The sequence below is a fragment of the Streptomyces sp. NPDC127068 genome, assembly GCF_042724695.1.
Classification (GTDB): domain Bacteria; phylum Actinomycetota; class Actinomycetes; order Streptomycetales; family Streptomycetaceae; genus Streptomyces.
Map to the genome: position 1 here is coordinate 1 of NZ_JBHXEN010000051.1, position 23,472 is coordinate 23,472.

General features: G+C 73.0%; 21 protein-coding genes and 1 pseudogene. 10 read left to right on the forward strand and 12 right to left on the reverse strand.

Annotation, left to right across the window (positions count from 1 at the left end; all coding sequences use genetic code 11):
* From ACFWIA_RS27210 to cdgB, 3 genes and pseudogenes are all read right to left on the reverse strand, one after another.
* Positions 1–229 (reverse strand): annotated as a pseudogene (locus ACFWIA_RS27210) (LytR family transcriptional regulator); the annotation flags it as partial.
* A gap of 268 nt (positions 230–497) precedes the next feature.
* Complete coding sequence (locus tag ACFWIA_RS27215; RefSeq protein ID WP_387009494.1) at positions 498–1,484, reverse strand: carbohydrate-binding protein; 987 nt, start codon at positions 1,482–1,484, stop codon at positions 498–500.
* A 308-nt stretch (positions 1,485–1,792) separates the two neighbouring features.
* On the reverse strand, positions 1,793–3,484 hold the full coding sequence (gene cdgB / locus ACFWIA_RS27220) for a diguanylate cyclase CdgB (protein ID WP_387009496.1): 1,692 nt from the start codon (positions 3,482–3,484) through the stop codon (positions 1,793–1,795).
* Positions 3,485–4,017: 533 nt separating this feature from the next.
* Between cdgB and ACFWIA_RS27225 the strand changes: the two genes are divergently transcribed.
* Positions 4,018–4,584 carry a flavin reductase family protein gene (locus tag ACFWIA_RS27225; protein ID WP_387009592.1) on the forward strand — a complete coding sequence of 189 codons (567 nt, stop codon included), beginning with the start codon at positions 4,018–4,020 and terminating at the stop codon, positions 4,582–4,584.
* Between the two features lie 250 nt (positions 4,585–4,834).
* On the opposite strand, the gene arfB is transcribed toward ACFWIA_RS27225, so the two are convergent.
* Positions 4,835–5,263, reverse strand: coding sequence for an alternative ribosome rescue aminoacyl-tRNA hydrolase ArfB (gene arfB / locus ACFWIA_RS27230; RefSeq protein WP_387009498.1), 429 nt, complete (start codon positions 5,261–5,263; stop codon positions 4,835–4,837).
* 215 nt (positions 5,264–5,478) lie between these two features.
* Here arfB and ACFWIA_RS27235 point away from each other — a divergent pair, with 215 nt between their 5' ends.
* The gene (locus ACFWIA_RS27235; RefSeq protein ID WP_385489684.1) at positions 5,479–6,054 is read left to right on the forward strand and encodes a TerD family protein; all 576 of its coding nucleotides are present in this window, start codon (positions 5,479–5,481) and stop codon (positions 6,052–6,054) included.
* A 166-nt stretch (positions 6,055–6,220) separates the two neighbouring features.
* Here ACFWIA_RS27235 and ACFWIA_RS27240 read toward each other — a convergent pair whose 3' ends face one another.
* Positions 6,221–6,691: a hypothetical protein gene (locus ACFWIA_RS27240; RefSeq protein WP_387009501.1), complete on the reverse strand. Its 471-nt coding sequence runs from the start codon at positions 6,689–6,691 to the stop codon at positions 6,221–6,223.
* Between the two features lie 283 nt (positions 6,692–6,974).
* On the opposite strand from ACFWIA_RS27240, the gene ACFWIA_RS27245 reads away from it, so the two are divergent.
* Positions 6,975–7,901: an SAM-dependent methyltransferase gene (locus tag ACFWIA_RS27245; protein WP_387009503.1), complete on the forward strand. Its 927-nt coding sequence runs from the start codon at positions 6,975–6,977 to the stop codon at positions 7,899–7,901.
* A gap of 334 nt (positions 7,902–8,235) precedes the next feature.
* Here ACFWIA_RS27245 and ACFWIA_RS27250 read toward each other — a convergent pair whose 3' ends face one another.
* The gene (locus ACFWIA_RS27250) at positions 8,236–9,756 is read right to left on the reverse strand and encodes a M1 family metallopeptidase (RefSeq protein WP_387009506.1); all 1,521 of its coding nucleotides are present in this window, start codon (positions 9,754–9,756) and stop codon (positions 8,236–8,238) included.
* Between the two features lie 97 nt (positions 9,757–9,853).
* Entirely contained in the window at positions 9,854–10,480 is a 627-nt protein-coding gene (locus tag ACFWIA_RS27255) for a heme-binding protein (protein WP_387009508.1), read from the reverse strand.
* A 370-nt stretch (positions 10,481–10,850) separates the two neighbouring features.
* On the opposite strand from ACFWIA_RS27255, the gene ACFWIA_RS27260 reads away from it, so the two are divergent.
* On the forward strand, positions 10,851–12,035 hold the full coding sequence (locus ACFWIA_RS27260) for a sensor histidine kinase (RefSeq protein ID WP_387009594.1): 1,185 nt from the start codon (positions 10,851–10,853) through the stop codon (positions 12,033–12,035).
* The gene (locus ACFWIA_RS27265; RefSeq protein ID WP_387009510.1) at positions 12,032–12,706 is read left to right on the forward strand and encodes a response regulator; all 675 of its coding nucleotides are present in this window, start codon (positions 12,032–12,034) and stop codon (positions 12,704–12,706) included. The genes ACFWIA_RS27260 and ACFWIA_RS27265 overlap by 4 nt, the downstream gene beginning before the upstream one ends.
* Positions 12,707–12,731: 25 nt before the next feature.
* Here ACFWIA_RS27265 and ACFWIA_RS27270 read toward each other — a convergent pair whose 3' ends face one another.
* Positions 12,732–14,333: a transporter substrate-binding domain-containing protein gene (locus ACFWIA_RS27270; protein WP_387009512.1), complete on the reverse strand. Its 1,602-nt coding sequence runs from the start codon at positions 14,331–14,333 to the stop codon at positions 12,732–12,734.
* A 144-nt stretch (positions 14,334–14,477) separates the two neighbouring features.
* Between ACFWIA_RS27270 and ACFWIA_RS27275 the strand changes: the two genes are divergently transcribed.
* Both ACFWIA_RS27275 and ACFWIA_RS27280 read left to right on the forward strand, forming a co-directional pair.
* Positions 14,478–14,726, forward strand: a complete 249-nt coding sequence (locus ACFWIA_RS27275; protein WP_387009514.1) for a hypothetical protein — start codon at positions 14,478–14,480, stop codon at positions 14,724–14,726.
* A gap of 44 nt (positions 14,727–14,770) precedes the next feature.
* Positions 14,771–15,271, forward strand: coding sequence for a hypothetical protein (locus ACFWIA_RS27280; protein ID WP_387009515.1), 501 nt, complete (start codon positions 14,771–14,773; stop codon positions 15,269–15,271).
* A gap of 96 nt (positions 15,272–15,367) precedes the next feature.
* Here ACFWIA_RS27280 and ACFWIA_RS27285 read toward each other — a convergent pair whose 3' ends face one another.
* On the reverse strand, positions 15,368–16,042 hold the full coding sequence (locus ACFWIA_RS27285) for a pentapeptide repeat-containing protein (RefSeq protein WP_387009517.1): 675 nt from the start codon (positions 16,040–16,042) through the stop codon (positions 15,368–15,370).
* A 129-nt stretch (positions 16,043–16,171) separates the two neighbouring features.
* Here ACFWIA_RS27285 and ACFWIA_RS27290 point away from each other — a divergent pair, with 129 nt between their 5' ends.
* The 3 genes from ACFWIA_RS27290 to ACFWIA_RS27300 all read left to right on the forward strand — a co-directional run bounded on the left by ACFWIA_RS27290 (position 16,172) and on the right by ACFWIA_RS27300 (position 19,499).
* Positions 16,172–17,194 carry a zinc-binding dehydrogenase gene (locus tag ACFWIA_RS27290; protein WP_387009519.1) on the forward strand — a complete coding sequence of 341 codons (1,023 nt, stop codon included), beginning with the start codon at positions 16,172–16,174 and terminating at the stop codon, positions 17,192–17,194.
* A 177-nt stretch (positions 17,195–17,371) separates the two neighbouring features.
* Positions 17,372–18,796 carry an MFS transporter gene (locus ACFWIA_RS27295; protein WP_387009596.1) on the forward strand — a complete coding sequence of 475 codons (1,425 nt, stop codon included), beginning with the start codon at positions 17,372–17,374 and terminating at the stop codon, positions 18,794–18,796.
* A gap of 109 nt (positions 18,797–18,905) precedes the next feature.
* Positions 18,906–19,499 carry a dihydrofolate reductase family protein gene (locus ACFWIA_RS27300; protein ID WP_387009521.1) on the forward strand — a complete coding sequence of 198 codons (594 nt, stop codon included), beginning with the start codon at positions 18,906–18,908 and terminating at the stop codon, positions 19,497–19,499.
* 3 nt (positions 19,500–19,502) lie between these two features.
* On the opposite strand, the gene ACFWIA_RS27305 is transcribed toward ACFWIA_RS27300, so the two are convergent.
* The 3 genes from ACFWIA_RS27305 to ACFWIA_RS27315 all read right to left on the reverse strand — a co-directional run bounded on the left by ACFWIA_RS27305 (position 19,503) and on the right by ACFWIA_RS27315 (position 23,332).
* Positions 19,503–19,991 (reverse strand): GNAT family N-acetyltransferase, encoded by a 489-nt coding sequence (locus tag ACFWIA_RS27305; RefSeq protein WP_387009523.1) that lies wholly within the window; start codon positions 19,989–19,991, stop codon positions 19,503–19,505.
* Between the two features lie 91 nt (positions 19,992–20,082).
* Positions 20,083–21,000, reverse strand: a complete 918-nt coding sequence (locus ACFWIA_RS27310; RefSeq protein ID WP_387009525.1) for an aminoglycoside phosphotransferase family protein — start codon at positions 20,998–21,000, stop codon at positions 20,083–20,085.
* A 70-nt stretch (positions 21,001–21,070) separates the two neighbouring features.
* Positions 21,071–23,332 (reverse strand): restriction endonuclease, encoded by a 2,262-nt coding sequence (locus ACFWIA_RS27315; protein ID WP_387009527.1) that lies wholly within the window; start codon positions 23,330–23,332, stop codon positions 21,071–21,073.
* Positions 23,333–23,472: the final 140 nt, after the last annotated feature.

The window sequence follows — 23,472 nt, forward strand, 5'->3', positions numbered from 1 at the left end:
CCTGACGGCCGGGGCGGGCGGCGGGGCCGCGGGCGCCGGGCGGTCCGTGGGGGGCGGCGCCGCGGGGGCGGGGGGCGGCGCCGCTCGCGGAGGCGCCGCGGGGGCGGGGGGCGGTCGGCCACCGGGGGGCGGGTTCCGTCCGCAGTTCGAACTCGCCGGTCTGCGGATTGCGGACCCACTGGTCTGCGGGGTCGATCTCGTCCGACCCTCCGCGGCTCTGCGCATCCACGGTCGTTGAATCCTCCGTTGGTGCCGCCCGAGGCGCCGTGTCCTCGCGATGGCGCTCGATGTGCCGTTCCGCACGGGTGACGGGGGTCACCGGCAAGACCGGATCGCGTCAGGCTATCCACACGGACACGATCGGGCCACGGTCGTCTTCCCCGTCACGGCCCTTACACCTGGGCATTTCCCGGCAAACACCAGGGCGACGGCCGGATTCTTGGCCATCGCCTTACCCTCGCCCCCCACGGTCACCCCGAGGCGACCGGGCCCGGGGGTCAGCCCTTCCAGCCCTTGCCGAGCCAGACCCGGTCGAGGTTGACGTCGCACTTGTTGCCGTCCTCGCAGGACAGCTTGAGCGTGTTGGTGCCCTTGTTCAGTTCCACGTACGCGAAGGACTCGGTCCAGCCGCGCTCCGCGTTGCCCTCGGGGGCGCCCGCGTAGTTCTTCAGGTTGAACGGACGGCTCTGCGGGGTCCCGTTGACGGTGAGGGTGGCGTCCGCGTCCTTGCCGGGGACTCCGTACCCGACGAACACCGTGTACTTGCCGGCGTCCGCGAGGTCGTCGACGGTCCAGGTCACCGCGGCGCCGGGCTTGTTGAAGCCCGTGACGTACACGCCGCCCGCCGCCTTGGCGCCCTTCACGTCGGAGGCGGTGGAGGTGCCGCCCTCCAGCTTCAGCGCCTTCGCGTCGAGCGCGGGCAACTCGTCGGGGTCCGCCGCCTCGTCGGTGGGCTTCCCCGTCTCCTCTTCCTTGTCGTCGTCCGGCTCCCCGGCCGACGCCGAGGGGGTGCTGTCCGCGCCGGTGCGCGCGGAGTCGTCCTCGGAGTCGCCGTTCCACACGACGATGCCGATGCCGACGACCACGGCCGCGACCACGGCGACCGCGCCTATGAGGATGCCCTTGGTGTTGGGCCCGCGTCCCCGGCCACCGCCCTGCCCGCCGTGCGACCCGTGCCCGCCGTGCCCCGGCCCGCCCGGACCCGGCTGGCCGTACTGGCCCTGCTGCCCGTGCTGGCCGCCCTGCTGCTGGTGCGGCACCTGGCCGTAGGCGGCCGTGGGCGGCTGCTGGGCGTACTGCTGCTGCTGGCCGCCGTACTGGCGCTCCCCCACCGGGCGGACCTGGTGGTACGAGGAGCGGGGGCCCGGGTAGCCGTAGCCGCCGCCACCGCTGGGCGGGGTGGCCCCGGACGCCTGCCCGTCGGCGTACAGATAGCCGAACGGGTCGTCGTCCTCGGGCTTGCTGCCGTTGTCGCCGGCGGTCATCCCTGGGTCACTCCTCAGCAAGGTCCGGTGCGTGATGCGGGCGAGCCTACCCGTTCCGACTCATCCCAATGGGTGACGGTTCCCCCCACACCGGAACCCGGTGCGGAGGGCGCCGCGCGCCGGGTGGCGCACGGCGGACCGCGCGAGTAACCGCGACAGACCCGCCGAGAACCCGCCAACGCCCCACCCGAGCACAAAGGGGCCGCGGGACACCGTGCGGGGCCACCAGAACAGACCGGGCGCCCGAAGGACAAACCGGCGCCCCCCGGCCGGGGGACCCGGTGCGTCCGCTCGGTCCGCGCGGCGGTTCAGCCCGCGCGGCGCTGCTGCTTCGCGCGGGACCGCTTCTCCACGTACATCAGCTGGTCCGCCGACTTCAGGACCTCGTCCGCGGTCATCCCGCACCGCGCCCAGGCGATGCCGAAGCTCGCCCCGACCCGCACGGCCCGCCCGTCCACCCGGATGGGCGGCACGATCGCGTTGCGCAACCGTACCGAGAGGTCCTGGGCGTCGGCGCTGCCGAGCCCGTCCGCGAGGACCACGAACTCGTCGCCGCCGAGCCGGGCGACGGTGTCTCCGTCACGCACCCCGCTGGTGAGCCGGCGGGCGACCTCGATGAGGACGGCGTCCCCGGTGTGGTGCCCGAACCGGTCGTTGATCGACTTGAAGCCGTCGAGGTCGCAGAAGAGGACGGCCAGCCCCTTGGTGCCGTCGTCGTGTTCGTCCTCGGGGGCGACGACGTGCACGTGGTCGTATCCGATGACGGGTTCACCGGCCGGGGTCTCGAACCGCTCGGCCGCCCGGGCGGCGCGCTCCGCGAGGGCCTCCGCCTGGTCGAAGCCCTCCAGACCGGGGCCGCCGTAGGCGGCGTCGACCGACTCCCCCGCGGCGGCCCGGGCGCTGACGCTGCCCTGCGGGCGGCGACAGAGCCGGGAGGACAGCCGGGAGCGCAGCTCCGCGGAGTTCGGCAGTCCGGTGAGGGCGTCGTGGCTGGCGCGGTGGGCGAGCTGGAGCTCCCGCCGCTTGCGCTCCTCGATGTCCTCGACGTGGGTGAGCAGGAACCGGGGCCCGTCGGCGGCGTCCGCGACGACGGAGTTGCGCAGGGAGACCCACAGGTAGGTGCCGTCGCGCCGGGCGAGCCGTAGTTCCGCCCGGCCGCCCTCGGCGGAGGTGCGCAGCAGGGTCCCTATGTCCTCGGGGTGGACCAGGTCGGAGAAGGAGTACCGGCGCATCGCCGAGGCGGGGCGCCCGAGCAGTCTGCACAGGGCGTCGTTGGTCCGCAGGATGCGCCCGTGCTGGTCGCCGCCCATCTCGGCGATGGCCATGCCGCTGGGGGCGTACTCGAACGCCTGCCGGAAGGACTCCTCGCTGGCCCGTAGCGCCTGCTGCTCGCGTTCGAGGCGGACCAGCGCCCGCTGCATGTTTGCTCGCAGTCGTGCGTTGCTTATCGCAATGGCGGCCTGGAAGGCGTACATCTGGAGGGCTTCGCGCCCCCAGGCGCCGGGGAGCCGTCCGTTGCGGGGGCGGTCCACCGAGAGCACGCCGATCAACTCGCCGGGCAGCCCGCCGTTGGCGTAGAGGGGGGCGAGGAGGCGGTCCGCGGGGTGCCACTCGTCCTCGAACCGGGGCTCGGGTCCGTCGGTATACCACTGCGGGACGTCGTCGTCGTCGAGGACCCAGCCCTCGGTGTGCGGGATGAAGATCAGGCTGCCCCAGCGCTCGCCCATGCCCAGTCGGCGGTCCCAGGAGGCGCGCGGACCGACCCGGCCGGTGATGAGGGCTTCGGCGGAGGCGTCCCCGGCGAAGGCGGCGACGACGAGGTCCCCGTCGGGGCGCACGAGGTTCACGGCGGCCAGCTCGTACCCGAGGCCGGTGACCACCCCGTTGGCGACGGTCTGCACGGTGTCCGCGAGGCTGCGCGCCGTGTTCATGTCCGCCATGACCTGGTGCAGCTGCCGCAGGGTCGCAAGGCGGACGTACGGCTCCGACTCGGTCTCCATGCTTGCCCTCCCCGAGACGTCGGCAGCAACTCCAGGTTCTCTCATCGGCGGGGTGCACCCGAGTGCACCTGAGCGCGGCGTCCCCGCCACTGAATCACAGTGAGCTGTCCACCCGGTACACAGGGTCAACAAATATTGGGTGCTGTGACTCATGTCACATCAGATGAATATGCCGGTCGACGCGCATAGATCGCACCGGGACTCGTTTGCTGCCCGCAAACAGTGGGGCCACCGTGGTCCCATTTGACGGGCGTTTCGACAGCTGTGGGGGGTAGGTACAGGGTGCCTCGGGGGGCGCATTCAGCCCTGCGGAATACGCTCCGAGAAATCCTGGAAAGGGGTTTTGGATCCATACGGCACTGGGTATACACATCCATTTCCCTCCGTGGGGGTAGGCCGACGGTACCCCGCGGACCGCCCGTGCGGGAGCGAAACCGGTCCGGTGGTCCTAGGACCATCGTCGGCCTTCGGGCCGATGTGTCCGGCGGCGATCTCCGGTTAGCGTTGCGGACGTGCTGAAGACCTCCCTAACGGTGCCGAACCCTCCCGGCGACGCCCCGGCCGACTCCACGGCCGGGCATCCTGAGGGAGTGACCCACGACGAGTTCCGCGCCGCGATGGCCAGACTGGCCGCGGGGGTGGTGCTGGTGACCGCGCATGAGCCGCCGCTGTCACCGCACGGCCCCCGCGGCGAGGACGTCGGCATGACCGCCACGGCGTTCCTGTCCGTGTCGCTCGACCCGCCGCTCGTCCTCGTCAGTCTGCGCGAGGGCTCCCGGATGGACGACCTGCTCGAAGAGCAGCCCCACTGGGCGGTGTCCGTCCTCACGGAGAGCCAGCGCCACATAGCGGGCCGCTTCGCCATGAAGGGCCGCATCAGCGATCGGTTGCTCTTCGAGGACATCCCCTACGTGCGGGGGGAGGTCTCGGGCTCCCCGCTGGTCGGGGGGGCGCTCGCCACGTTGGAGTGTCGGACGGAGCAGCGGGTCGCGGCCGGGGACCACACTCTCGTCATCGGTCGGGTGCTGAGGGCTGACCTTCCCAGTCCGGACGGTGCGCCCCTGGCGTACTTCCGGGGGCGGTACCGGACGCTGGGCTGACGCGCTTCCCGTGCGGGTGCGTGGTGGGTTGCTCGCGCCGTTCCCCGCGCCCCTTCGGTGCGCTTCCCTGCGGGTGCGATGTACCAGTGCGGGTGCGCTGTTGTTTTGCGCAGTTCCCCGCGCCCCTGAAGGGGCACTCCCCACCGTCGCCGTCCGCCCCCACACGTGCCCCAACAGGGACATGCCCCGACAGGGGCGTGGGGAACTGCGCGGGCAAGCACAGCGCACCCGGACGGGGCAGCGGACGGGCTCAGCCCCAGTCGCGGCCTGACCGCCCCCGCTTCGTCTCGGCGCGAGCCTTCTTCTGGCGCAACCGCCGCTCGTTGATGCCCCGCGGGATACGCGTCGGCTTGCGCGACTTCGGCGGCGGAGCACTCGCCTCGGCGAGCAGCGCGGCGAGCCGGACGGCGGCCGTCTCCCGGTTGCGCCACTGGGAGCGGTGGTCGGAGGAGCGGACCGTGACGACCCCGTCGACCAGCCGGTCGGCCAAGCGCGCGAGGGCCCGCTCCTTCCACACCTGGGGCAGGGCGGTGGTGCGCGCCAGGTCGAACCGCAGCTCCACCTGCGAGTCGGTGGTGTTCACGTGTTGGCCGCCCGGCCCGGACGACTTCGAGAAACGCCACATCAGCTCGGCCTCCGGCAGGAGGACCGAACCGCGGATGACATGAGGACCGGACATGCCGTCCATGGTCGCGCGCGGAGCGGGTCCCCGTCACCCTCATTTCGGCGGACGCCGCCGACCCCGCGATCGAACACGCGTACGCACACAGGGGCGGATGAGAAAGAAGGTGAAGGCATCAGGAACCCCGGGGTGTCCCCGCGGCGTTCATAGGGGTGACGGTAGCTTCGTCCTCAGTACGAAGCCCGACACATCACAGGGAAAGGGACATCCCCATGGCTGTAAGCCTGTCCAAGGGCGGCAACGTCTCGCTCACCAAGGAGGCACCGGGCCTGACCGCCGTCACGGTGGGCCTCGGCTGGGACGTCCGGACCACCACCGGCACCGACTTCGACCTCGACGCCTCGGCCATCGCCGTGAACCCCCAGGGCAAGGTCTACTCGGACGGTCACTTCGTCTTCTTCAACAACAAGCAGACCCCGGACCAGACGATCGTCCACACGGGCGACAACCGCACGGGCGAGGGCGCGGGCGACGACGAGGCGATCAACGTCAACCTGGCCGCCCTCCCGGCGGACATCGACAAGATCGTCTTCCCGGTCTCGATCTACGACGCCGAGTCCCGCAGCCAGAACTTCGGCCAGGTGCGGAACGCGTACATCCGCATCGTCAACCAGGCCGGCGGCGCGGAGATCGCCCGTTACGACCTCAGCGAGGACGCCGCGACCGAGACCGCGATGGTCTTCGGCGAGCTGTACCGCAACGGCGCCGAGTGGAAGTTCCGCGCGGTCGGCCAGGGCTACGCCTCCGGCCTCGTGGGCATCGCCCAGGACTTCGGCGTGAACGTCTGAGGCTGAGGCCCGGACCCGCACGCGAAGGAGGCCCCCCGGTTCACCTCGAACCGGGGGGCCTCCGCGTCCCACGGCCTCGGCCCCGCCCCGCGCCCATGACGGCAACGACAGGCCCCACCAGGACGTCAGGCGCTGTTCCCGCCATCCCCAGGACTCCGGGAGCGGGCTACTTCGAGCGGGCCTCGTTCCACCGTCGGGCCACGGTCTCGGTGACCGTGTAGAAGTACTCCTTCTTGAGCCCCGGCTCTCCGGTCAGCGTCTCGACCCAGGTCATCGGCCACGCCACACCGTCGTACCCGCTCTTCAGGACCCGACTGAAACCCGACAGTGCGCCTTGGAGCTGGGACCGCTCCAATTCCAGCCTGTCGGCCAAGTGCGTGTAGCTCACGCGCTCGCCGGGGCGGTCGGCCAGGACGTCGAGCAGGGAGACGACGATCCGGACGGAATCACGCTGGTCGGCGATCAGCCGACGGAAGTCCTCGACGCTCCAGCGCTCGGCAGCCGGCCCGTCCGTCTGGTCCTCCTGGCGCTTCTGCGGCCCCGCCGCGCCGGTCAGCTCGGCGAGATAGGCGTAGATCTGCGGAGCGAACTGACTGGGAACCGGTATCGAGATGAACTGCTGCGCGCCGTCACTCATCTGAGTCGTCCTCACTCTACTTGCCGCCTTCTGCGGAACACGACGATGTTGACACAGCTGAATCCCAACCGTCCACCATCTACCGGAGATTACTTCGGAATCCCGAAGTAGACACCCGATGCTTCACCATCGGGGCCAGTAACACCGCAGGGCGCACCGGGCCGCTCGCGGTTCCGGGGCGGCGGGATCCCGCTGCGCACCGCCCATGACATCAACTTCCCGCGTTTTTCCGCGAATTACGGCATCGTGGGGCCCACGGAAAACCTCACGGAGGCTGGTGGACATGAGCGGCGACGCCCGCGGGACCGACGACCGAACCGAGCGCGCGACGGACGCACCGGGGTTGGACATCGACACGACCAAGGCGCACCCGGCGCGGGTGTACGACGTGCTGCTCGGCGGCAAGGACAATTACGAGGTGGACCGCGAGGCCGCCGCCGCGGCGCTCGCCGTCAATCCGCGGGGCTACCTGGACGTCCGGCACAACCGCGACTTCCTGCGGCGGGCGGTGTCCCACGTGACGGACACGATCGGGATACGCCAGTTCCTCGACATCGGCACGGGGTTGCCGACCCGGGAGAACGTGCACCAGATCGCCCAGCGCACCGCGCCGGACACCAAGGTCGTGTACGTCGACAACGACCCCGTGGTGCTGGCCCACGCGCGTGCGCTGCTCACCAGCCACCCGGAGGGCCGGACCGCGTACGTCCACGCCGACTTACGGACGCCGGGGCGCATCCTCGACGAGGCCGCGGAGACGCTCGACCTGTCCCGGCCGGTGGCGCTGGTCCTCGTCTCGGTGCTGCACTTCGTCGAGGACGAGGAGGCGTACCCGGTCGTCGCCGAGCTGATCGGCCGGTTGGCGGCCGGCAGTGTGGTCGTCCTCAGCCACCTCAGTGCGGACTTCAACCCGGTGGCGATCGGCGGGGTGGCCGAGACGTTCCGGGCCCGGGGGTTCTCGTTCGTGCTGCGGTCCCGTGCGCAGGTCGCGCGGTTCGCCTCGGACAACGGTCTGGGGCTGGTCGAGCCGGGCATCGTGCGGGTGCACGAGTGGCGGCCGGACCGGATCGAGGACGCGGTGCGGGCGGCTCCCGCGGATGCGGCGTACTTCGCTTCGCTGGATTACGTCGACCGGACCAAGTACTTGGACATCACGGACGTCCGTGACGAGGACATCAACCTCTACGCATGGGTGGCCCACAAGACCTGACCCCTGCGGGTGCAATGTCCTGTGCGGTGCGCTGTTGTCTTGCGCAGTTCCCCGCGCCCCTGAAGGGGCACTCCCCTGCGGGGTGCGTTGTCCGGTGCGGGTGCGTGGGGGTTGCTCGCGCCGTTCCCCGCGCCCCTATCGGGGCCCGTGTGGGGGGGCGGACGGCGACGGCGAGGAGCGCCCCGTCAGGGGCGCGGGGAACTGCGCAAAACCACAGCGCACCGCACAGAAACAACGCACTCGCAGGGAAGCGCACCGAAGGGGCGCGGGGAACTGCGCGAGCAACCCCCACGCACCCGCACGGAGCAGCGCACCCCGCAGGGCAACGTGGGCGTCAGGGCCGCGACGGCTTGCCCACCCCGTGGAGCCACGTCGCCCAGACGCGACGCAGCGCGCCCCGGTGCCGCGGAGCGACCCGCTCGACGTACGCGGTGAACGCGGCCGTGTCCACCGTGCCGTACCGGTGAACGGTGGGCCACCCCCGCAGGACCTCCCGGAACGTGCCCTCGCCGACCGTACGCCGCACCCGGTGCAACACCATCGCCCCGCGCTGGTACACGGGCGCCTCCGAAACCTGCGCAGCCGAAGGCGGCGCAGCCGGCGGGAACGCCCACACCGCCGCGTCCGCGCCCGGCTCGTCGTAGTAGTCGCCGCGGTACAACGCGTCGAAGACGCTCTGCGCGGTGCGCCCCCCGTGCTCCTCGTCCCACAGCCACTCGGCGTACGTGGCGAACCCCTCGTTGAGCCACATGTCCCGCCAGGTCCTCGGGGTGACGGAGTCCCCGTACCACTGGTGGGCGAGTTCGTGGACGATCAGGACGGGGTCCGGGGCGCCCGGGTACACCGGGCGGGTCTGGGTCTCCAGCGCGTACCCGGCGTCGCCGTCCCGGTCGACGATCGCGCCGGTGGCGGAGAACGGGTACGGGCCGAAGGTGCGCTCCGCCCAGGCCATGATCGCGGGCAGCCGGGCGAGCGGCTTGCGGGCGGCGCCGGCCTCCTGCGGGTCGACGGCGTCGTACACGGACAGTTCGCGGCGCCCGTCGGTGGTCTTGATGCCGTCGTCCTCGGTGAGCCGGTCGGCGTCGATCCGGGAGGTGCTGACCCGGTAGCGGCCGATCGCGACGGTCGCCGTGTAGCTCGCCTGCGGCTCGGCGCCGTGCCACTCGAAGGTGGTGCGGCCGTCGACCGTGCGGGTGGAGCGGAGTTCGCCGCCCGAGACGGCGGTGAGGCCCTCCGGAACGGTGACGGCGATGTCGTAGGCCGCCTTGTCACCGGGGTGGTGGTTGCCGGGGAACCAGGCCATCGACCCGGTGGGCTGTCCGAGGGCGAGGGCGCCGTCCGCGGTGGGCAACCAGCCCTCCTCGGAGCCGTCCGGGTCGGTGATCGTGCGGGGCCGGCCGGCGTAGCGCACGGTGGTGCGGAACTCCTCGCCCCGGGCGAGGGCGGCCCGGGGTCGCACGGTCAGTTCCTGTCCGTCGCGCGTGACGCGGGCGGACGCGCCGTCGACGGTGACCGAGCGGACCGTCAGGCCCAGCAGGTCCAGGTTGAAGGCGGTGAGGTCCGCGGTCGCCCGGGCGGTGAGGGTGGCCGTGCCGGTGAGGTGGCGGGTCTTCGGTGCGTAGGCGAGGGCGAGGTCGTAGTGGGTGACGTCGTAGCCGCCGTTGCCCATCAGCGGGAAGTACGGGTCCCCGACCCCGTCGGCGCCCGCCCCGCGGCCACCGGACCCGGCGGTCAGATCGCCGCCGGTGGCGGTGCAGCCCGCCAGCACGGTGATCGCGAGGCCCAGCCCCAGCCGGGCGCGCGTACGGGCGCGGGTGGCGCAGCGCCTACGGGTACGGGGGCGGGCGGGGTCCACGCGGCCGATCCTATGCAGCCCGGGCCCGGCCCGCCTCCGCTCCCGGCGCCCCTGGTGCAGGGGCGGGGCGGGAGCGGAGGCGGGCTCGGGCGGGGGGCTAGCGGTTGTTCAGCGCGGCGACGCCGGCCTTGGCGAACTTCTCGTCCAGGTCGCCCGAGGGGGCGCCCGCGACGCCGATGCCCGCGATCGGGGCGCCCTTCACGGTGACGGGGGCGCCGCCGCCGAGGAACAGGGTGCCGGGGATGTCCTTCAGGTTCGGGGTCTGGGCGAGGCGCTTGACCAGCTCGGAGGTGGGCGCGTTCCAGGAGACCGCGGTGAACGCCTTGCGCTCGGCGGACTCGTAGGACTGCGGGCCCGCACCGTCGCCGCGCAGCGTCACCAGCGTGTTGCCGTTGCGGTCGACGACGGCGACCGTCACCCGCTGGTTCTCCCGCTCGGCCGCGTCGAGGGTGGCCTGCGCGGCGCGGGTCGCGGCGTCGACGGTGAGGTGCGTGGTCTGCTGGAGGTGACGGCCCGAGGGGTCGGAGGTGGCGGTGGTGCGGTTGGCCGCGGCCGGCGAGTCGGCGCTCGCCGACACGACGCCGAACGTTCCGGCACCCACCGCGGCGAGGGCGAGGGCGCCGACGCCGATCCGGACGCGACGGCCCTTGGGGGACCGGTGCCGCGGGGGCGCGGCCGTCTCGGAGGTCGTGGCGGTCTCGTGGGTCTCGGGGGTGTGGCTCATGACGGCACTGCCTTTCGCTGGCGGGTCCGACCGGACCGGCCGGTGGGTGGTGGTGCCGGTGCGGTGCTGACCGGCTCACTTCGATCCTGGTGCCACAACCGGTCGCCACCCGTCGGCGGACCGGACACGGTGGCGGTGCGGGACGGCTGACCCGGGGGTCGACCGATCGGATGACCCCGCGGCTCCCGCACCGGGTCACAATGGGAGGGAATGCCCCGGCCGGGCCGGACCCGTACGCACCACGAGGAGGCACGGCGTGGCCGCACCACCCCCACCGCACCGCACCCCTCCGCCGCCGCACCGCACCCCTCCGCCGCCGCACCGGACGCCGGCCGGCGCGGACCCGGACGCGCGCTGGCTCGCCGTGGTGATGCACACGGCGTTCTTCCTGCTGCTGGGCGCCTCCCTGGCCCGGTTCCTGCTGCGCCACCCCGGCGAACCCCGTACCCCGTGGATCATCGCGCTGTCCGTGGTCCTCGCCCTGCTCTACGTGCTGGGCCCGGCCCTCGGCACCACCGCGCCCGCCGACCCGCCCACGGACGACCGGCGGCGCACCCGGGCCCCGGTGCTGCTGTGGCTGGGCATGGTCGTCGCCGTGTGGGTGGTGCTCGTCGTGCTCGCGCCGAGCTTCGCCTGGTGCGCGGTCCCCCTCTTCTACACCGGCCTGCGCACCCTGCCGGCGCGCCCCGCGCTCACGCTGATCGCCGTGCTCACCGCGTTCGTCGTGGTCGCGCAGATGCGGCTCGCCGACCGGTTCGACCCGAACCTGCTGCTGGCGCCGCCCGCCGTGGCCGCGATCGCGGCGGCCGGGTTCGTCCACATGCAGCGCCAGGCGGCCCGGCAGCGCGCCCTCATCGACGACCTGATCCGCACCCGCCGGGAGCTGGCCGCCACCGAACGCCGCGCGGGCACCCTCATCGAACGGCAGCGGCTGGCGATGGAGATCCACGACAGCCTGGCCCAGGGCCTGTCCAGTCAGCGGATGCTGCTCCAGGCCGCCGACCGGGTGTGGGAGACGGACCCGGCGAAGGCCAGGGCGCACGTCCACGCCGCCGCCTCGATCGCCGAGCGCAGCCTCACCGACGCCCGGCGGTTCGTCCACGACCTGGCCCCCGCGGACCTCGCCGAGGGCGGCGGGCTGGTGGGCGCGCTGCGCCGACTGGCGGAGCGGGAGTCCCGCGCGGAACTGCCCGTGCGCTTCCACGTCGAGGGCGCGCCGGCCGCACTGCCCGAACGGACCGAGTCGGCGGTGCTGCGGATCGCGCAGGGCGCCCTGGCGAACGTCCGCGAGCACGCCTCGGCCCGTACCGCGGCACTCACCCTGACCTGTCTGGGCGACCAGCTGGTGCTGGACGTCGCGGACGACGGCCGGGGGTTCGTCCCGGAGGCCGTCGCCGCGGACCCGGCGGGCGTGCGGGGCCACGGGCTGCCGGCGATCCGTGCCCGGGTGCGCGCCCTGGGCGGCACCCTCACCATCGAATCGGCCCCGCACGAGGGCACGGTCCTGACCGTGTCGGTCCCCCTGCCCGCACCCGAACGCCCGGAGCGACGATGAGCACCCCCCACGGCCACCCCGTGCCCGACCCGCCCGCCGGCGCCACCGGCGGAAGCTCCGTACGGCTGCTGCTCTGCGACGACCACGCCGTGGTCCGGGCGGGGCTGCTCGCCCTGCTCGGCAGCGAACCGGACTTCGAGGTGGTCGGCGAGGCGGGCGGCGGGGAGGAGGCCGTGGCGATGGCGGCGAAGCTGGGCCCGGACGTCGTCCTGATGGACCTCCAGTTGGGCGAGGGCATCGACGGGGTGGAGGCGACCCGGCGGATCGCGGCGACCGGCGGCCGGGTCCTCGTCCTCACCACGTACGACACGGACGCCGACATCACCCGGGCGATCGAGGCGGGCGCGACGGGGTACCTGCTCAAGGCGGAGCGGCCCGAGGAGCTGTTCGCCGCGATCCGGGCCGCCGCCCGGGGACACACGGCCCTGTCGGCGCCGGTCGCCAGCCGGGTGATGGAGCGGATGCGCAGTCCGCGGCCGTCGTTGACGGCACGGGAGCGGGACATCCTCGGGCAGCTGGCCCGGGGGCTGGGCAACCGGGAGATCGCGCGGGCGCTGTTCATCAGCGAGGCGACGGTGAAGACGCACCTGGGGCGCATCTACGACAAGTTGGGCGTGGACACCCGGGCCGGGGCGGTGGCGGTGGCCACGGAACGGCGCCTGCTCGCCTGACGGGCCGGTCGTGACCTCCGGCCGGTCAGGGGCTGCCGGAAGGCCCGGTGGTCGGCACCGGCCGGCACCGGTCCGGCTTCGGGGGACGGTCGTCCTTGCCGTCCAACGGTCCCTTCAGGTGTGCGTCGTACAGGTCCTGCCAGCCGTCCGCTTTGATGGCCTCGACGAGCTTGCACACCCGGCGGTGGAGTTCGGGATCGTCGAGGTGCATGCCGATGCCCCAGTACTCGGTGCTGTCGGGCAGGCTGTCACGGATCATCCTCAGCCTGTCGTCGGTGGCGAGGAAGCCGGCCAGGACTGCCCGGTCGGTGCTCACGACGTCGGTCTGCCCCTTCGGGTCCAGGAGGTCGTCGACGCACTTCTTGTAGTCCGAACGCTTGATGACCTCGAACTTCTTCTCCGGGTACGCGCGCTCCAGCCGGTCCACGGAGGTCGAGCTGCTGGCCGTGCAGACGACCGTGCCGGGCCGCAGGTCGTCGATGGAGTCGACGTCCTCGTGCGTCCGACCGCCGTTCTCCCGGAGGACGACCTTCCCGGGACTGTCGCCGTGCATCAGCAGGGCCTGCGGGGTGGCGAAGTACGGGCCGGCGAACTTGATCAGCTTCTCGCGGTCATCGGTGATGCTGAAGCTCCCGACGAAGAGTTCGACGTTCCCCGCCACCACCTCGGAGGCCCGGACCCCGGTGCCCAGGGGGACGAACTCGATGGTGCCGGTGAACCCCAGCCCGCGGACGACCTTCCGGGCGTACTCGATGTCGAATCCGGTCCACTCGCCGTGCGCGTCCTGCTCGCTCAGGCCGGGCTGGTCCTGCTTGACGCCGACCCTGAACACCCCCTTCCGCTTGGCCTCTTCGAGTACGTGGGACACCCGCGGAGGCTGCGTCGCCTCGATCCGGGCCTTCGGGACGGGGCCCGTCTGCGCACCGGCGCCGTTCGGCTCCTTCCGGTCCTGCCAGTCCTCGACGATCAGTGCTCCGCCCGCCAGCAGGCTCAGACTCACCAGCCCCGCCCACAGCGCTCGCTGCCAGCGCACCGGGAGTGGCCGGCCGCCCGCCGTGTCCGCCGTGTCCGCGGTGTCCGCCGCCGGGCGCGGGCCACGGTCGTCCCCGGTGGCGGGGGTGTCCGTGCCGTCCGCCCCGTCCGCGGCATGCCTCCCCAGCGGGCCCCCGTCGGCTGCCGGCGCGGGCGCCGGAACCGCGGCTCCAGCAGCGGGAACGTCGTCGGTGCCGTCCGCGGACAACGGGGGGACGGTCCCGCCGGATGCCGTCACCGTCCGGCCGGAGGGCTGCGCAGGCCCCTGGGGGCGCTCACGGGCGGCGGCGCGCTGCGCCGTGTCCAGGAGGTGGCTGCCGATCCCCAGTTGCAGGCGCTGAGCGCTCTTGGGCACCAGTTCGGCGACGAGTTCCTGGAGGAGCCACAGCGGTATCAGTTTGCGGCCCCGGAGGAACTCGCTCCACTGGTTGCGGCCGTAGTCGAAGCGGCCCTCCAGGTCGCGCACCGTCAGCCCCTCCGTGAGCTGGCGCAGCCACCTGGCCAACTCCGCCGCCTCCTCCGGCGTGCTCGGGTCGATGGCGCCGAGCCGGGACCGCAGCCGCTGTGACGGTCGTTCGTCGTCGGGTTCCACCACGCACCCCCGTAGGTTCTGCTCCCTTTGTCCGTTGTCCCCTACTTGACCGGCCCTGACCTGCGATGACAGCAACGGACTGAACGGACAGCCGAGGTCCAACTCAAGCTGATTTTCCACCCGTTCGCACAGCGGAAGGAAGATTCGATGCGTACACGTCCTCGCCGTCCCGGCCGGTTCCGCCCCGACCACCGCGTACTGGCCTTCACCGGGGTCCTCGCCGTGGGTGCCGCGCTCCTCGCCCTGGACGTCCCCTCCGACTGGTTCACCGTCATCGGACTCGCCCTCGCCTGCGTGGCCGGCCAGTCCCCCGCCCCGGGGCGCCGCCCCGGTCGCTCCCGCCGGGAGGCAGCCGGCCGCAAGCGGCGCGACGACCGGCGCCGGCACACCCGCTGAGCGTCGCCGGCCGGGAGGCGGTGGCGCCGTGCGACCATCGAGGGGTGCTCGACATCGGATACGCCCTCTCCAACCGCTTCCCGGACCCCCCGCAGGCCGACTACCGCCGGGCCGACGTCCGCGCACTGCGGTACGACCTCTTCTGCGGGGACGTGTACCTCGCGGACACCGAAGCGGACCGGGAGTTGTCCACAGCCTGGGGATGGGTGCCCGTCCTGGACTTCGCGTGGGCGCTGTGCGACATCGTGGAGCGGCTGGACCGCAACCCGCTGGGGTCGCGGGCGGCGGAGCCGCAGTACGCCGAGCTGGACTTCACCGAGTCGACGGACCGCCTGCTGTTCGAGCGGCGCTTCGGCTGGGTCGACATCGAGGCGGAGTGGCGGCCCGTGGACGACAAGCCGCTGTCCTTCGCGCACACGGAGCTGCGCCGGGAGGCCCGGGACTTCCTGCACGACCTGATCGCGGACCTGACCGACCTGCACGACGACCTCGCGGAGAACCCGACGATCTGGACCCTCCAGGCTCGCTTCCCCCGCATCGCCTGAGGACCCGTATCCCCTGAGGCCCGTTTCCCCTGGGCCCGCGGCCACTCCGGCTCCGCGGCCACTCCGGCTCCGTGGGCCCCGGGTGACCGGGCCCGCTCAGCCCTCGACGCGCACCCCCAGCTCGCCGGCGAACAACCAGGCCAGGTCGAGCAGTTGGGACGGGCTGATGACCGCGCCCCGGAGCCCCTCGACCCCGCGGGTGATCTCCAACTGGTCGGCCCCCCGCAGATCCACGTCCCTCATCCGCGCCGCACCGAAGTCCACCCCCTTGAGCACGCAGTCGTGGAACTCCACCCGCTCCAACGTGGCGCCGCCGAAGTCGGGTTCGACCAGGACGACCGACTCGAACACCACGTCCTTGAGTCGGGCCTGCCGCAGGTTCAGATAGTCGATCTTGCCGCCCCGGACGAGCACCCGTTCCAGGTGGGCGCCGTGCAGCTGCACCCCGCCGAGCCGGGCGTCGACCACCTCGGCGTCCCGCAGGGTCGCCTCCGCCAGGTCCGTCCCCACGCCACGGGCGCCGCTGAGCACGGTGTCGACGATCCGGGCCCGGGTCAGTCTGGTCTCGTTCAGCGTGACGCCCGACAGCCGGCAGTCCAGGAAGTGCGCGCCGCCGCCGTCCTGACCCGAGCAGTCCAGGTCCGTGAACTCCACTCCGTCGTAGTCCCCGTCGGGCTCCCACCCGGCGCCCCGGAACGGGACAAGGGCCGGGAGGTTGACCGTGGGCCGCTTCGCCCTCTTCACCGTCGCGCTTCGCGTCATGACCCCCATCGTGCACCCGACCACTGACAGTGACCCTCCGGTGCCACCGCCCGGAGCGGCTTGACCTCAAGGTCGCTTCAGGTTGCAGGCTGTGACCGTACCGCCGAGGAGGGCAGCCCCCACCCCTGAGGAGTCACCATGCGCGCCATCCGCCTGCACGCCTTCGGCCCGGCCGAGAACCTGGTCTGCGAAGAGGTGCCCGACCCGGTGCCCGCCGCCGGCGAAGTCCTGATCGAGGTGGCCGCCGCCGGGGTGCACGTCCTGGACACGCACCTGCGCAAGGGGGTCCAGGGCCCCCTGCCCCGTCCCGTGGAACTGCCCACCGTCCCGGGCCGCGAGGTCGCCGGCACGGTCAGCGCCGTCGGCGAGGGCACCGACCCCGCACTGGTGGGCCGGCGCGTGGTCGCCCACCTCGGCATGAACCCGGGAGGTTACGCGGCCCGGGCCGCCGTCCCCGCCGAGCGGCTGCACGAGGTCCCCCCGCAGCTGGACTTCGCCGCCGCCGTCGCCATGATCGGGACGGGGCGCACCGCGATGGGCGTCGTCCAGTTCGCCGAGCCGGGCCCGGGCCCCGCCGACGTGGTGCTCGTCCCGTCCGCGGCGGGCGGCATGGGCATCCTCTTCGTGCAGCACGCGAAGAACGCCGGTGCGGTGGTCGTGGGCCTGGCGGGCGGCGGGCCCAAGCTCGACCGGGTCCGGGCGGCCGGCGCCGACCTCGCCGTGGACTACCGCGAACCCAGCTGGTCCACGCAGGTGCGGGACTTCCTCGACGGGCGCGGGCTGCCGGGCGCGACGATCGTCTACGACGGGGTGGGCGGCGACACCGCGCGGGCCGCCGTCGACCTGCTCGCCCCGGGCGGCCGGCACCTCGTCTTCGGCTGGTTCGACGCCGAAGGCAGCGGGACGACCGGCCCGTACGAGCCCGCCGAGGCGTTCCTCAAGGAGCGGGGCGTCACCTCCACCCACGTGCTCGGGCCGGCGATGATGAAGAAGGCGGGCGGCGAGAACCCGATCCGCACCCTGGAGCTGCGCTCCCTGGCCCTGGCCGCCGAGGGGCGACTCGTCCCGGCGGTCACCCGCTTCCCGCTCGCCGAGGCGGCCCGCGCCCACCGCGCCCTGGAGAACCGCCGCACCGTCGGCAAGGTCGTCCTGGAACCCTGACCGCGCCGCGACACGGGGCCGGGACCGGCGGATGCGGATGCGACCCGTCCCGTTCCATGGTGTTCTGTCAGGGTGAGTACGCCCCTGAGCGGTGAACGGGCCGACGAACCGGCGGCGGACGGCACGCCGGACCGCCACCGCTGGTGGGGGCTCGTCGTCATCGCGCTCGCCCAGCTCATGGTGGTCCTCGACGCGACGATCGTGAACATCGCACTCCCCTCCGCCCAACAGGACCTCGGCATCTCGGACGCCAACCGCCAATGGGTCATCACCGCGTACACCCTGGCCTTCGGCGGCCTGTTGCTGCTCGGCGGGCGGATCGCCGACTTCGTGGGCCGCAAACGGACGTTCATGATCGGCCTGGTCGGATTCGCCGTGGCCTCCGGCATCGGCGGGGCGGCCACCACCTCGGGCATGCTGTTCGGGGCCCGGGCGCTCCAGGGCGTGTTCGCGGCGCTCCTCGCGCCCTCCGCACTGTCCCTGCTGACGACGTCGTTCGTCGACCCCAAGGAACGGGCCCGGGCCTTCGGCATCTACGGCGCCATCGCGGGCGGCGGGGCGGCGATCGGCCTGATCATGGGCGGGGTGCTCACCGAGTTCCTGGACTGGCGCTGGTGCCTGTACGTGAACGTGCCCATCGCGGGCATCGCGGTCCTCGGCGCGGTGACCCTGCTCCACGACCGCCCCGGGCACCGGGAAGCCGCGCTCGACATCCCGGGCGTGGTGCTGGGCTGCGGCGGACTGGTGGCGATCGTCTACGGGTTCAGCGAGGCCGAACCGCGCGGCTGGACCGACCCGTTGGTGCTGGGCCTCCTGCTGGGCGGCGTGGCGCTGCTGACCGCGTTCGTCTGGTGGCAGACCCGCTCGCCGCACCCCCTGCTGCCGCTGCACGTCATCCGGGAACGGAACCGGGCCGGTTGTTTCCTGACGATGGCCCTGGTCACGATCGGGCTGTTCGGGACGTTCCTGTTCCTGACCTACTACCTCCAGACGATCCTCGGCTACTCCCCGTTGAAGGCGGGCCTCGCGTTCCTGCCGATGACCGCGGCGATCATCATCGGGTCCACCCAGGTGTCGGCGCGGCTGATGCAGTACGTGGCGCCGCGCACCCTGATGGTGCCCGGACTGGTGCTCGCGGCGGGCGGCCTGGTGATCCTGACCCAACTGACCGTGCACGCCGAGTACGCGACGCACATCCTGCCCGCCGAACTGCTGCTCGGCCTCGGGATGGGCATGACGTTCATGCCGGTGATGGCGACGGCCACGCTGGGGGTCGCCCCACGGGACTCCGGGGTGACCTCGGCGACCGTCAACACCTCCCAGCAGGTGGGCGGTTCCATCGGAACGGCGCTGCTGAACACGATCGCCACCAGCTCCGCGGGCGCGTACGTGGCGTCCCACCTGAGCGCGGTCGACGCCCGGGACCCGGCGGCGGTGGCCCGGATCACCGACGTGGGCGTGGTGCACGGGTACACCGTCGCCATCTGGTGGGCCGTCGGGATCATGCTGCTGGCGGCGGTGGTCGCCGGGACGATGGTGACGGGCCGTCCCCGGCCGCACCCCGCGCCCGCCGGCGAACCGCTGCGCACGCCCGCGTCGTGACGGTCCCGGGCGATGAGTTCACGGGGCCGGTCCGGTCTGTCCTGTCGTCACCACCGGGTGACCGTCACCACGGGGTGACCCACCGGACGATCGAAGAGGAGCAACCGTCGTGCGCATCGTGATCAGCGAGTTCATCAGCCTGGACGGAGTCGTGCAGGCGCCGGGCGGACCGGACGAGGACACGGACGGCGGGTTCGCCCACGGCGGCTGGTCGCACCCGTACTTCGACCCGGAGGTGGTCGGCGGCTTCATCGACGCGGCGATGTCCTCGACCCGGGCGCTGCTGTTCGGGCGCCGCACCTGGAAGGTGATGGCCGAGGCGTGGCCCGAGCGGGCGGGCGACCCGTTCGCGGACCGGATGAACGCCCTCCCCAAGTACGTGGTCTCCCGCACCCTGACCGCCTCCGACCTCACCTGGAACAGCACGCTCGTCCCCGGTGACGGGGCGGTGGCCCGACTGCGCGAGCTGAACGGCACCGGGGACGGTGACCTGCTGGTGATGGGCAGCCCCAGCCTGGTGCGGACCCTGCTCGCGGAGGACCTCGTCGACGAACTGCGGCTGATGACGATGCCGGTGCTGCTCGGCGGCGGCAAGGGCATCTTCCCCGCCGACGGGTCCCTGCGCGCCCTGGAACTCATCGCCACGGCCACCAGCCCGGCGGGCGTCCTGACCAGCACGTACCGCCGGGCGGCGACCGGGTAGCGGCTACGCCACCGGGGCCGGCGCGCCCAGTGCGCTCAGCGCGTCGTCCGTGAGGCGGTACACGGTCCACTCGTCCTGCGGTCGGGCGCCCAACGCGCGGTAGAAGTCGATGGAGGGCTGGTTCCAGTCGAGGACCGACCACTCCAGGCGCTCGTAGCCGCGGTCCACGCAGATCCGGGCGAGTTCCGTCAGCAGGGCCTTGCCGTGGCCGCCGCCGCGCCGGGAGGGGCGGACGTACAGGTCCTCCAGGTAGATGCCGTGCACCCCGCGCCAGGTGGAGAAGTTCAGGAACCACAGGGCGAAACCGACGGGCTCGCCGGTCGTGTCGTCCTCGGCGATGTGCGCGTACGCCGCCGGCCGCTCGCCGAACAGCGCCTCGCGCAACTGGTCCTCGGTGGCCTGCACCTCGTGCAGCGCCTTCTCGTAGTCGGCCAGCTCACGGACCATGGCGTGGATGACGGGCACGTCGTCGGGGGTGGCGGTACGGATCATGCCGGCCAGTAAACCCGGTGTATCACCCACCGGTCCAGTGGTCCCCGGCGGCGGTCCCGGGGAGCGGTCCCGGGAGGAGGACGCGCCCCGCTCACCGCGTGCGGTGCCTCAGCATCAGCTCGGCGATCCGCAGCTGCATGTCCTGGAGGGGCTCCCCGTCCTCGATGTCCCACAGCGAGTTCTGGAGCGCCCGGGCCAGCGTCCACCGCGCCGCGCTCCCCCGGTCCAGGCCCAGTCGCTCGGACAGCAGGTCGAAGCGCCACAGCACCTCGCCGTCCTCGTAGCGGTTGTCCAGGGCCGGCATGATGTCGAAGCCCGGGTCCCCGACCAGCGGGTTCGGGTCGATGGCGAGCCAGGGCTCGCGGTCGGCGGCCAGCACGTTGTCGAAGTGCAGGTCCCAGTGGAGCAGCCGGTCACCCGGCTGGGGCAGCACCTCGCGCAGGGCGTCGCCGCAGGCGGTCAGTACGCGTCGGGCGGTGGGGTCGGGGACCCGGTCCAGGGCGCCGGGCAGCTCGGCGAGCATGGCGGCCCCGATGTCGGCGAGGTGCTGCACCCCGTCCGGCCCCGGCACCGCGGTCAGCCGGGCCAGCAGGTCCCCGATGACGGCGACCGCGGCCCGGGAGTCCTCGACGGCCGACAGCGGACGGCTCTCGTCGGCCCGTTCGAGCAGCTGGGTGGTGGTCTTCTCGTCGATCTCCAGCAGCCGGATGATCCCCTGACCGTCCCAGATCCGCAGGGCGAGCCCCTGGTGCACGCTGTCCTCGTCCGCGACCTGCATCTTCAGCACGGCGGGCGTCCCGTCGACCCGGGTCACCGGCAGGACCAGGGACGCCATTCCGTGCATCGGGGGGCCGGTGACGGTCAGCTCCCAGCGGTCGACGTACTCGGCGGCCAGCCGCGGCAGGTCCTCGATGAACGCCCGGCCCGCCTCCCCCTTGGCCCGGTGCTGGCTCGCGATCAGTTCCGTCGGGATCTCGAACCCGGGACGCGTCTGCTGCTTCTCGGTCATCCGACCGATCCTAGGCAGCGCGCCCCTCGCCCGCCCCCGAATATCCGGCGGTGACGCGGCCGGCCGGCAGTCACTCCACGTCGATGCCGAAGTCCCCCACCAGCGCGCCCAGCCCGCCCTCGTACCCCTTGCCGCCCACCACGAAGTTCCAGTCGCCGCCGGCGCGGCGCCGGAACGAGCCGAGGACCAGGGCCGTCTCGCCGGGGCGCCCGTCGGACACCTCCAACTGGTCGAGTTCCGTGCCGTCGGCGTCCCGCAACCGGATGCCCGCACCGGTGAACCCCGCGAGGTCGGCGTCCGGATTGACCTCCGGGTCGACGGCCGCCACCAGCACCACCCGGTCCGCCGCCGCGGGCAGCCCGTCGAACGCGACCCGGACGGCGGCCCGGTCGCCCGCGAACCCGCCGAGCATCCGCACCGAACCGTCCGGGGTGCCGGGGTTGTTGAAGAAGACGAACCAGTCGTCGCCGAGCACCCGTCCGCCCCGGCACACCAACGCGCAGACGTCCAGCGCGACGGACCCGGACCAGGACATGCCGAGCACGTTGTAGTCACCGCCCCCGTACGTGTCGTCGTCGCCGCTCCGGTGGGTGCCGTCGGCGCCGGGGCCGTACGCAGCCCGGTCGCCGGAGCCGCCGCGCGGGGCGCCCGCCGACACCGGACCGTCCGGGCCGCTGGGCATGACCAGCGTCGGGGCACTGGCCGACGCCGCGACCGCACCGGCAGGCCCAGCAGGTCCGGTGGGCCCGCCGCCCTGCGCGACCGGGGCCGTCGGGCCGCCGCCGAGCCGCCCGCGCAGCCCGTGCGCGTGCAGCAGGTCGACGAGTTCCGCACCGGAGACCAGGGTGAGCGGCTTGCCGTTGGCGAAGGTGTACGAACCGGGGCCGAAACCCGAAGTCGTCACCAGCACACCCTTGTTGGCGCCCTGGTCCTGCACGGTCCCGTACAGGTCGCGGACCGCGCTCGGCGGCACCGTGTTCCGGTACCGCTTGACCTGGACCACGATCTTGCCGCCGCTGATCGGATCGGGGTCGACCGCGTCCACGTCGATGCCGCCGTCCCCCGACCGCTGCGTGGTGACGGCCTGCATGCCGCGGGCCCGGAACAACTCGGCGACCAGGTCCTCGAACTCCAGCGGGTCCATCTCCAGCAGGTCCGGTTCGGCGCCCCCGCCGTGGCTGATCACCCCCGCGCCCACCTGCTCCGGCAGCCGCACCGGCCGCACCGCGGTCCGCTGGTCGGGCTTGGCCGACAGGGTGCCGCGCAGGGCGCCCGTCAGACAGTCCACGGCGTTCACCATCTCCAGCCGCAGCTCCCCGAACGCGTCCCGCTCCGCGACCACGGAGGCGACGACGATCTCCGCGCGCCGGCCGGTCGCCGGATCGTGGTCGTCCACGAAACCGTTGAGGGCGACCGACGCCAACACCCCGTGCTCGTCCGCCGCGAACACGTCCCGCAGCGCCAGCAGCACGCTCTGCGCCAGCACCTCCCGGTACAGGGCCCGCCGCTGGGTGACCGGCCGGGGGCTCTCCTTCACCTGGTCCGCGTTGATCAGGTAGCGCGCCGACTTCGACTCCGGGACGACGTCGAGCGCCGGCAGCTCCCAGGTCAGGACGAACTGCCGCGGCCCGGGGTCGAACGCGGCGCTCACCTGCCGGGGGAAGCCTTCCGGCCACACCGAGTTGGCGTACAGCGCCGCCGAGAAGTACTCCACGACCGTCTCGGGCTCCGCCGCGCGCAGGGCCGCGGTCATCGAGCCGACGCCCCGGTTGTGCCCGCGCACCTCGGCCAGCCGGCCGGCGGCCCAGGTCTCGTACCGGTGGCGGTAGTCGGCCAGCTCCCGCAGCCGCCGCTCCTCCGCGAGCCGCGCCGCGTCCCAGTCCCGCCGGAAGCGTTCCTGGGCCTCCTGCTGGGCGCGTGCCCGGGCGCCGGGACCCCAGCCGCCGGCCCGGGCTTCGTACGCCCTCGGGTCCGGCATCGGCACCGGCACGGCGAGCGGTCCGGGCGCGAACGCCTCCACCGACTCCTCGCGCCGCAGCGCCGCCACCCGGAACGCGGGCGCGCGGCAGCCGGCGACCAGCAACCCCGACAGTTCGGCGACCCGCGTTTCGATCTCCTCGGTGCGGCGCAGGGCGTCCGTCTCCCGCTGTCTGCGGTACGCGGCCTGCTGTTCGCGGTGCATCCGGGCGAGGTCCCGCTCCCGGGCCCGCTGGTCACGCTCGTACGCGCGCTGCTGACGGGCCTGTTGGCGCCGGCCCTCTTCGTACTGCCGCTGCTGCTGCCGCTGGGCCTCGGCCCACGCACCGATCAGCCCACCCGAACGCCGCCCCACCGAGCCCGCCCCTTACGTCCGCCTCGCACGGTCCGCGCGCACCTTCCGCCCCGACCGCTCACTCTCCCGACCTCCCAGTCTTACCAATACGAACGCGATCCAACAGGTTTTCACCTGATTCAGCGCAGATCAGGGCCGGG